We start from the raw sequence: 9,515 nt of genomic DNA, 5'->3' as shown, positions 1-9,515 counted from the left end.
GACGAAGGTCGCGCGGGCGCTGGGCGCGGCGGGCGTACGGACGCTCGCCCCGCTCCAGCGCGGGTACGCGCCCGGCGCCCGCCCGCGCCGGACGCGCGACTACCGGCTGCCGCTGCTGGTCGAGGACGTCATCGGCCTGCTGGACGCGGCGGGCGACGCTCGCCCCGCTCCAGCGCGGGTACGCGCCCGGCGCCCGCCCGCGCCGGACGCGCGACTACCGGCTGCCGCTGCTGGTCGAGGACGTCATCGGCCTGCTGGACGCGGCGGGCCTGGAGCGCGCGCATGTCGTCGGGCACGACTGGGGAGGGAGTGTGGCCTGGGCGCTCGCCGAGCGGGCGCCGGACCGCGTCGCGTCCCTGACCGCCGTGTCGACGCCGCACCCGGCCGCCCTGGGCCGGTCGCTGCTGACCAGCCGTCAGGCCCTGCTCTCCTGGTATCTGCTCTTCTTCCAACTCCCCTGGCTGCCCGAGGCGGTGATCACCCACGACCGCGGGCACACCGGTGCGCGCTGGCTGCGCCGGCTCGGCCTGGAGGAGGCGACGGCCCTCGGGTACGCGCGGCGGTTCGTGACCGACCGGGCCGCGCTGACCGGCGCGCTCGGCTGGTACCGGGCGCTCCCCCGCGAGGCGGGCCACGGGCTGCGGGCCGCGCCGGTGTCGGTCCCCACGCTGTTCGTGTGGGGTACGGCGGACGCCGTGATCAGCGCGCGGTCGGCGTGGCTGACCGAGCGGTGGGCGGCGGGTCCTTACGCCTTCCACCCGCTCGTCGGCGGCACGCACTGGCTGCCGGAGCAACGGCCGGACCTGCTGGCCGAGTTGATCCTCGGGCAGCTCGCGAACCACCCCGCCGCCCGCTGAACCGGACTCGCGGCGACCCGGAGAACAGGCCGACTCCGACCCCGAAAACCGTTATCCATACGGGCGTTGGCCCCGGCGCTGTCACGGGGATTGACACTGTTCAGACGTTGGAAGAGACTCCCACGGAGAGCGCTCTCCGCCGTCATCTCCGGCCATTGTGCGACGAGTCCGGAGCAGTTCGCAGCCGCCACCGTGGATGCCGCCGCCTGCCGCCCGTCGCCCGTCCGGCGACGGCCTCCACGGTGATCAGAGTCATCACACCCCCACGTGGAGATGCACATGAGCCTCCTGAGCTTTCCGCTCACCCTCCTGAGATCCGTCAGACGGCACAGACCGCTGGTGGCCGTCGCCCTCGCGGCGGCCCTGGCGACCGGCGGTGCCATCGGCACCACGACCGGCACCGCGCACGCGGCCGACACCCTGCTGTCCCAGGGCAGAACCGCCACCGCCTCCTCGACCGAGAACGCGGGCACCCCCGCCTCGGCCGCCGTCGACGGCGACGTCGGCACCCGCTGGTCCAGCGCCGCCTCCGACCCGCAGTGGCTCCAGGTCGACCTCGGCGCGTCCGCGACCATCAGCTCGGTCAGCCTCAACTGGGAGACCGCGTACGCCACGGCCTTCAAGATCCAGGTCTCCGACACCGGCACCACCTGGACCGACGCCTACTCGACGACGACAGGACCCGGCGGAAAGCAGACACTTTCCGTAAACGCTTCCGGGCGCTATGTCCGGATGTACGGCACCGCGCGCGCCACCGGATACGGCTACTCGCTCTGGGAGTTCCAGGTCTACGGCTCGACCGGGGCCGCGGGCGGCACCTGCGGCAGCACGAACGCCGCGCTCAACCACCCGGCCACGGCGTCCTCCACGGAGAACGCGGGCACCCCCGCCTCCGCCGCCGTCGACGGCGACGCGGGCACCCGCTGGTCCAGCGCGGCCGGTGACCCGCAGTGGCTCCAGGTCGACCTCGGCTCCTCGCAGGCGGTCTGCAAGGTCGGTCTCATCTGGGAGGCGGCCTACGCGACCGCCTTCAAGATCCAGGTCTCGGACAACGGCACCGCCTGGACCGACGTCTACTCCACCACCACCGGCGCCGGCGGCGCCCAGAACCTCACGGTCAGCGGCACCGGACGCTACGTCCGGATGAACGGCACCGCGCGCGCCACCGGATACGGCTACTCCCTCTGGGAGTTCCAGGTCTACACCACCGGGGGCGGCGGGTCCGGCGGCGGGACCGGGGGCACCACCACCCCGCCCACCAACGGCGGCGGCGGTGACTTCTCCGGCACGGTGATCTCCGCCTACAAGCAGGTGTCGGCCTCGTCGTACGAGGGCGGCAACGCTCCGGCCGCCGCTCTCGACGGCCGCACCACCACGCGCTGGTCCAGCCTCTCCACGGACAACGAGTGGATCCAGGTCGACCTCGGCAACATCGGCAAGATCAGCGGCATCGTGCTCAACTGGGAGTCGGCGTACGGCAAGGGCTACCACATCGACGTCTCGGACAACGGCACGGCGTGGACGCCGGTCTACACCACCGCCAACGGCCCCGGCGGCATCGAGCGGCTGCCCGTCACCGGCCAGGGCCGCTACGTCCGGCTGACCGGCACGGCCCGCGCCACCGGATACGGCTACTCGCTCTGGGAGTTCCAGGTGTACGGCACGGTGGACAACTCCACCGCGACCCCGCCGCTGCTCTCGGCGCCCGCCAAGGCCCCGGCCACGCTCAACCAGTTCGCGCTGTCCGCACCGGCCGACAAGGCCATGGTCACCAACACCCGGCGTCCCGCGCTGAGCTGGGCGGCCGTCGGCGGCGCCGCGCACTACGAGGTGTGGCTCAACATCAGCCGCACCGACTACGACTTCACCGCGTCGGGCAATCTGCTCGACCTGTACACCAAGGTCGCCGAGCCCACCGGCACCACGTACACGCCGAGTTGGGACATCACCGACCGCTGGACGTACAAGTGGTTCGTCGTCTCGGTCAGCGGTTCGGGCGCGAAGACGACGTCCAACATCCGCACGTTCAGCGTCTATCTGCCCGACGTCAAGCAGGCCGCCGACGGCATCAGCATCATCAACGGCGCACGGGACCTCAACAAGGACGGCTCCATCGAGCCGTACGAGGACTGGCGGCTGCCGGTCGACACGCGGGTCGGTGACCTCCTCGGGCGGATGACGCTGGAGGAGAAGGCGTTCCAGATGTTCTACAACGTCCAGTCGTACCCGATGTCCGGCTGGCACTTCGGGCCGGCGCAACCCGCCGACCTGGACAACGTGCTGAAGTCCACGGCGGCCACTCGGCTCGGTATCCCGCCGGTCTCGGCCGGTGACACCACCGCCGGCTACCAGACCACGTATCCGTTGCAGAGCACCCTGGCGGCGGGCAAGGACTATCCGCTCGACTACAAGCTCGGCGACATGCAGCGCAAGGAGGAGCTGGAGGTCGGCGCGCGCGGCACGCTGTCCCCGCTGGCCGAGGTCGGCACGAAGGTGCTGTACCCGCGCATCCAGGAGGGCGGCGGCGAGAACGCCGACGTGGCGGCGGCCCAACTGCGGGCGCTGGTGGCCGGTTTGCAGGGCGGCCCGGAGCTGAACCCCGGCTCGGTGCTCGCCACCGTCAAGCACTGGCCCGGCGAGGGCGCGGGCGGCGAGGCCGGCATCGTCTACGACGGGGTCACGATCAAGTACCACATGATCCCGTTCAAGGCCGCGATGGAGGCGGGCGCGGTCAACATCATGCCCGGCTACGCGGGCAGTTCGTATCTCGACCCGGGCGGTCCCGGCGCGGGCGACAGCGCGAAGATCCTCACCTACCTGCGGCAGAATCTCGGTTACACCGGTCTGATCACCACGGACTGGCTGCCGTCGACGGCCTGGATCAACGCGGCCAACGCGGGCTCCGACGTGATGGGCGGCGCCGACCCGGGCGCGGCCGACTTCACCATGGCGAGCTTCGAGAACGGCGTGCCGCTGGCCCGGATCAACGACGCGGTCACGCGGATCCTGAAGCTCAAGTTCGAACTGGGCATCTTCGACCACCCGTACGGCGACCCGGTCAACGGCCCGTACCGCTTCCACCAGCCGAGCTACACGGCGCTGGCCAACCAGGCGTCGCGGGAGTCCAACACGCTGCTGAAGAACAACGGTGTGCTGCCGATCAGGCTCAACTCCGGTGACAACATCGTGGTCGCGGGTCCGCGGGCGACCGACGGCGCCGCGTGCTGCATCTGGTCCAGCTACTTCCACCCGGACTACGGCTCGCTGACCGTGCTCGACGCGATCAAGGCGAGAGCGGCGACGGCCGGTGTCCACGTCTACCAGGACACGGGACCGGCCCCGAAGCTCGCGGTCGTGGCGGTCGGCGAACCGTCGTACACCCACGCCACCTCGTGGCCCGACACCCAGCCGTACCTCCCGGCGGACCAGCTCGCCGTCATCCAGAATTTCAAGAACCAGGGGATTCCGGTGGTGGTCGTGCTGACCCTGCCCAGACCCATCGTCATGAGCGACTGGAACAACCTGGCCGACGCCATCGTGGTGACCTACCGCGGCGGTGAGGAGGTCGGACCGGCGACGGCCAGCCTGCTCTTCGGGGACTACACCCCGCGCGGCAAGCTGCCCTGGCAGCTGCCCAGAAGCCTCGACCAGGTGCTCAAGCCCGGTGGCGGCGACAATCAGGCGGACGCCAACGAGGCGTGGGACCTGCCCTACGACCTCGGCGCCACCGCGGCCGAGCGGGCCGACATCCGGGCGAAGATCGACGCCGGTCAGACGGTGCCGACGACGTACGGAAATCCGCTCTACCCCTACGGTGCCGGTCTGACGAGCTGGTAGACCACACCCGCTCTGAGATCACAGCGCCTCTCGTCGGCTCCGGCCGACGAGGGGCGCTGCCCGTGCCGGCTCCGCTCAGGGCCGGGCCGGGACGTGCTGCTCGACCCAGATCGTCTTGCCGTCCTCGCTGTAACGCGTCCCCCAGCGGTCGGCGAGCTGCCCGATGAGGAAGAGGCCGCGCCCGCCCTCGTCCAGGAGCTGGGCGTGCCGCATGTGCGGCGCGGTGTCGCTGCCGTCGGAGACCTCGCAGATGAGCCCCGCGTCCCTGATCAGCCGGAGCGAGACCGGGCCGCGGGCGTGGGTGACGGCGTTGGTGAGCAGTTCGCTGACCACCAGTTCGGTGGCGAAGGCGTGGTCGGACAGGCCCCACTCCTCCAGCCGGGCCATGACCGCGGCGCGGGCGGCCGGGACGCTCTCCGGGAGCGCCGGGTACTGCCAGCTCGCGACGTTCGCGCCGTCCAGGGTCCTGGTGCGGGCCAGCAGCAGCGCCACGTCGTCGTCGTGTTCCGCGGGCAGCCCCGACCAGACGCGGTCGCACAGCGCGTCGAGGCTGTCGGTGGCGGGCAGCAGGGCCCGCGCGAGGGCGGCGACGGCCGCGTCGGTGCCCTGGTGGCGCAGGTCGAGCAGGCCGTCGGTGTAGAGCGCGACGACCGTGCCCTCGTCGAGGGTGAGGGTGCTGCTCTCGAAGGGCGTGCCGCCGACGCCGAGCGGCGGATTCTCCGCGAGCCGCTGGAATTCCACCCGGCCGTCCGGGTGGACGAACGCGGGCGGGGTGTGGCCCGCGCTGGCCACCGTGCACTGCCGTGAGATGGGGTCGTAGACCATGTACAGGCAGGTGGCGCCCAGCTCGCGGTCCGCGTCGTCGTCGGCGAGGCGTACCGCCAGGTCGTCCATGCGGGACAGCAGTTCGTCGGGCGCGAGGTCGAGGTCGGCGAGGGTGTGCACGGCGGTACGCAGCCGCCCCATCATCGCCGCCGCGTGGATGCCGTGGCCGACCACGTCCCCCATGACGAGCGCGACCCGTGTGCCGGACAGCGGGATCACGTCGAACCAGTCGCCGCCGACGCCCGCCGCGGTGTCGGCGGGGACGTAGCGGTAGCTGGCGTCCACGGCGCTGTTGCGCGGCACCTTGTGCGGCAGCAGACCCTGCTGGAGCGCCAGGGCGATGTCGCGGCTGCGGGTGAGCTGCTGCGCCCTGACCCTGGCCTGGCTGATCAGGACGGCGACCACGGCGGAGGCGGCGAGGAACGCCAGCTTGACCAGCCACAGGTCGGTGCCCTCGGTCAGCCAGTGCCGCAGCGAGGCGTACATCGCGACGGTGAGGGCGCCGAGGACCGCGGTGACGGTGACCGAGTGCACCGCGGCGGCCAGAAAGGGCACGACCGCGAGGGCCAGCCCGAAGTGACCGTCGGGGGCGGTGCCGACGATGGCGGAGCCCGCTCCGACCAGCACGGCGGAGGGCACGACACGCGCGGCGCGAGCGAGCAGGCGGCCGGACACGCGCGGCACCCCGGCGTACACGACGTCCATTCCGGCCCACTTTCGGTTCGGCGCGGTACTGTCCCGCAGTCCGCGCCTATGACAAAAGCCTACGTCACAGACGTATCCTCCGATCCTGGACACGGATGGGGCGGGAGGGTACGCGAGATACGGATGAGGCGCGCGCCGAGCCAGGGGCGGGATCGCGCCGATCTCCCGGCGGGAAGCCTCGAACACGCGGCGCGACGGCCGGCGACGCCGTAACGTCCCCTCGGCACGTTGCCCGGCGTCCGGCCGGACTCCCGGCCGCTGTCCCCCGGGGAGGACACGTATGACCACTGACGCCGTCGTCGATCTCGGCGCGCTCGGCGAGGAGTTCAGACGCGACCCGTATCCGGTCTACGCGGAGCTGCGCGCGCGGGGGCCGGTCCACCGGGTGGTGATCCCCGAGGGCCACGAGGCGTGGCTGATCGTCGGGTACGAGGCGGGCCGTGCGGCCCTCAACGACGCCCGGCTGTCGAAGGTGTGGTCCAACGCGGCGCCCGAACTGGGCGTGCGGACGGTGGCGTCGGGCCTGTCGATGCTGAGTACCGATCCGCCGGTGCACAGCAGGCTGCGCAAGCTGGTGGCGCGGGAGTTCACCCCCCGCCGGGTGGACGCGATGGCGCCGCGGGTCCAGGCGCTCGCGGACGGCATGCTGGACGCGATGGCGAAGGAGCCCTCGCGCCGCGGCGACCTGGTGGAGTCGCTGGCCTTCCCGCTGCCGATCTCGGTCATCTGCGATCTGCTCGGGGTGCCCTTCATGGACCGCGAGCAGTTCAGGACCTGGTCGAACATCGCGCTGTCCACCTCGTCGGCGCAGGCCAGGACGGACGCGGCGGACGCGATGAACGGCTTCCTCGTCCGCCTGGTGGCCGACAAGCGCGAGCGGCCGGGCGAGGACCTGATGAGCGCCCTGATCCACACCGCGGACGAGGACGGCGACCGGCTCAACGCCGAGGAACTGCTGGGCATGGCCTGGGTGCTGCTGGTCGCGGGCCACGAGACCACGGTCAACCTGATCTCCAACGGGGTGCTGGCCCTGCTCACCCACCCCGAGCAGCTCGCCGCGCTGCGCGCCGACCCGGAGGGTCTGATGGAGGGCGCGGTCGAGGAGATCCTGCGGTACGACGGCCCGGTGGAGACGCCCACCTACCGCTTCTCGACCGCTCCGGTCGAGGTGGGCGGCACGGTGATCCCCGGCGACGGGCGGCTGGTGCTGGTAGCGCTCGCCGACGCCGACCGCGACCCCGCGCGCTTCCCCGACCCCGACCGTTTCGACGTCCGCCGCGACGCCCGGGGCCACATCGCCTTCGGGCACGGCATCCACTACTGCCTGGGCGCGCCGCTGGCCCGTCTTGAGGCCAGGATCGCGCTGCGCGGCCTGCTGGACCGCTTCCCCGGCCTGGCGCTCGACGCGGACCCGGCCGGGCTCGAATGGCGCGGCGGCCTACTCATCCGGGGTCCCGAGCGGCTGCCGGTGCGCTGGTGACACCGTCCCCGGGGAGGGCCCGCCGGTGACGGCGGGCTACTCGCCGTGCCAGGAGTGCCACAGCGCCGCGTAGCCGCCACCGGCCGTGACCAGCTCGTCATGGGTGCCCAGCTCGGTGACGACCCCGGCCTCCATGACGGCGACGCGGTCCGCGTCGTGGGCGGTCTGGAGCCGGTGGGCGATGGCGATGACCGTACGGCCCTCCAGCACGGTCGCCAGCGCGCGTTCCGTGCTGCGGGCGGTCGCCGGGTCCAGCAGGGCGGTGGCCTCGTCCAGGATCACCGTGTGCGGGTCGGCGAGGATCACCCGGGCGAGCGAGAGCTGCTGCGCCCTGGCACCGTCCAGGTGACGGCCGTCGCCGCCCAGCCGGGTGTCGAGGCCGTCGGGCAGGTCGTCGGCCCAGCCGGTGTCCACCGCGTCCAGCGCGGCGCGCAGCTCCTGGTCGGTGGCGGCGGGCCGGGCGATCAGCAGATTGTCGCGGAGCGTGTCGCGGAAGACGTGGTGGTCCTGGGTGACCAGCACGATCTGGCGGCGCAGCCGGTCCGGCGGCAGGTCGGCGACCGGCACCCCGCCGACGGTGACCGAGCCCGCCCGCGGCCGGTCGATCCCGGCCAGCAGCCTGCCGAGCGTCGACTTCCCCGCGCCCGAGGGACCGACGACGGCCAGCCGCTCGCCCGGCCGCACGTCGAGGTCCACGCCGTGCAGGATGTCACCGCCGTCGACGACACCGCCGTAGGAGTAGCGGACGCCGCTGACCTCGATCCGGTCGTCGGCCGGCACCGCGTCGGCGTCGGTGCGCGTGCGCGGCAGCACGTCCAGGCCCTCCACCCGCGCGTACGAGGCGCCGCTGCTCTGCAACAGCTCGACCCGCATCAAGATCGTGTCCAGCGGCCCGACGAGCTGCCGCAGGTAGACCGCGGAGGCGACGACCGTACCGAGCGAGACACCGCCGTGGTCGTACAGCGCGCCGCCGACGAGCAGCACGCCGAGGACGGGCAGCGCGTACGAGATGTCGACGCTCGGGAAGTACACCGAGCGCAGCCACAGGGTGCCGAGGCGGGCGCGCCTGGCGCCCGCGATGGCCGCCTCCGCGGTGGCGATCCGCCGCTCCTGGAGGCCGAGGGCCTCGACGGTACGGGCGCCGCCCGCGGTCGCCGCGAGGACTTCGGCGAGTACGGAGTTGGCCGCGCCCTCGGCGAGGTACGCGGTCCGCGCGCGGCGCAGGTACCAGCGGGTGGCGACCGCGATCACCAGCAGACAGGACAGCCCGCACAGGCCGAGCAGCGGGTCGAGCACGAGCACCGCGGCGATGATGAACAGCGCCTGCATGGTGGCGATCAGCACGGTCGGCACGTCGCTGCGCAGCGTCGTCGCGACGACGTCGATGTCCGTGGTGCCGCGCGCCGCGAGGTCGCCGGTCGGCGCGTGCTCCACGACGGCGGCGGGCAGCGCGAGCGTACGGTCCACGAAACGCTCGCGGATCCGCGCGGCGGCGCGCTCCCCGAACTGGGCGGCGAGGTTGAGCGCGTAGCGCGACAGCACCGTCTGGACGACCGTGGCGACCACGATGGCGACCGCCAGCCGGTCCACGGTGGACACGGCGGCGTGGCCGGTCGAGCCCCTGACCGTGTCCACGATCCTGCCCAGCAGCCAGGGGCTGACGAGGCCGGCCGCGGCGGCCAGCGCGTTGAGGCCGAGGACCGCACAGAACGCGCGCTTGTCGGCGGCGAGCTCGCCGACGGCGGCGCGCCGCACCCGCTCCTGGTCGGCGACGGGGAGCGCGGCGGACGGCTCCCCCTGCCCGGTCAGGC

Annotated in this window: 5 protein-coding genes; 3 read left to right on the top strand and 2 right to left on the bottom strand. The window is 72.8% G+C overall.

Annotated features, from left to right (window positions below; genetic code table 11):
* The coding region (locus BGM09_RS34060) for an alpha/beta fold hydrolase (protein WP_188285611.1) at positions 1 to 857 on the top strand (857 nt) is incomplete at its 5' end.
* 279 nt (positions 858 to 1,136) lie between these two features.
* Positions 1,137 to 4,694 carry a discoidin domain-containing protein gene (locus tag BGM09_RS39280; RefSeq protein WP_188285610.1) on the top strand — a complete coding sequence of 1,186 codons (3,558 nt, stop codon included), beginning with the start codon at positions 1,137 to 1,139 and terminating at the stop codon, positions 4,692 to 4,694.
* Between the two features lie 75 nt (positions 4,695 to 4,769).
* On the opposite strand, the gene BGM09_RS34050 is transcribed toward BGM09_RS39280, so the two are convergent.
* Entirely contained in the window at positions 4,770 to 6,224 is a 1,455-nt protein-coding gene (locus BGM09_RS34050; RefSeq protein ID WP_223187988.1) for an ATP-binding SpoIIE family protein phosphatase, read from the bottom strand.
* 280 nt (positions 6,225 to 6,504) lie between these two features.
* On the opposite strand from BGM09_RS34050, the gene BGM09_RS34045 reads away from it, so the two are divergent.
* Positions 6,505 to 7,704: a cytochrome P450 family protein gene (locus BGM09_RS34045; RefSeq protein WP_188285609.1), complete on the top strand. Its 1,200-nt coding sequence runs from the start codon at positions 6,505 to 6,507 to the stop codon at positions 7,702 to 7,704.
* A gap of 36 nt (positions 7,705 to 7,740) precedes the next feature.
* Here the strand turns inward: BGM09_RS34045 and BGM09_RS34040 are convergent, their stop codons facing one another.
* Positions 7,741 to 9,513: an ABC transporter ATP-binding protein gene (locus BGM09_RS34040; protein WP_188285608.1), complete on the bottom strand. Its 1,773-nt coding sequence runs from the start codon at positions 9,511 to 9,513 to the stop codon at positions 7,741 to 7,743.
* Positions 9,514 to 9,515 lie beyond the last annotated feature (2 nt).

Origin of the sequence: Streptomyces sp. CBMA29 (genome assembly GCF_014596445.1) — a bacterium.
Taxonomy (GTDB): Bacteria; Actinomycetota; Actinomycetes; order Streptomycetales; family Streptomycetaceae; genus Actinacidiphila.
The sequence above is the reverse complement of the archived record's forward strand: the minus strand, read 5'-3'. Positions and strand labels throughout refer to the sequence as shown.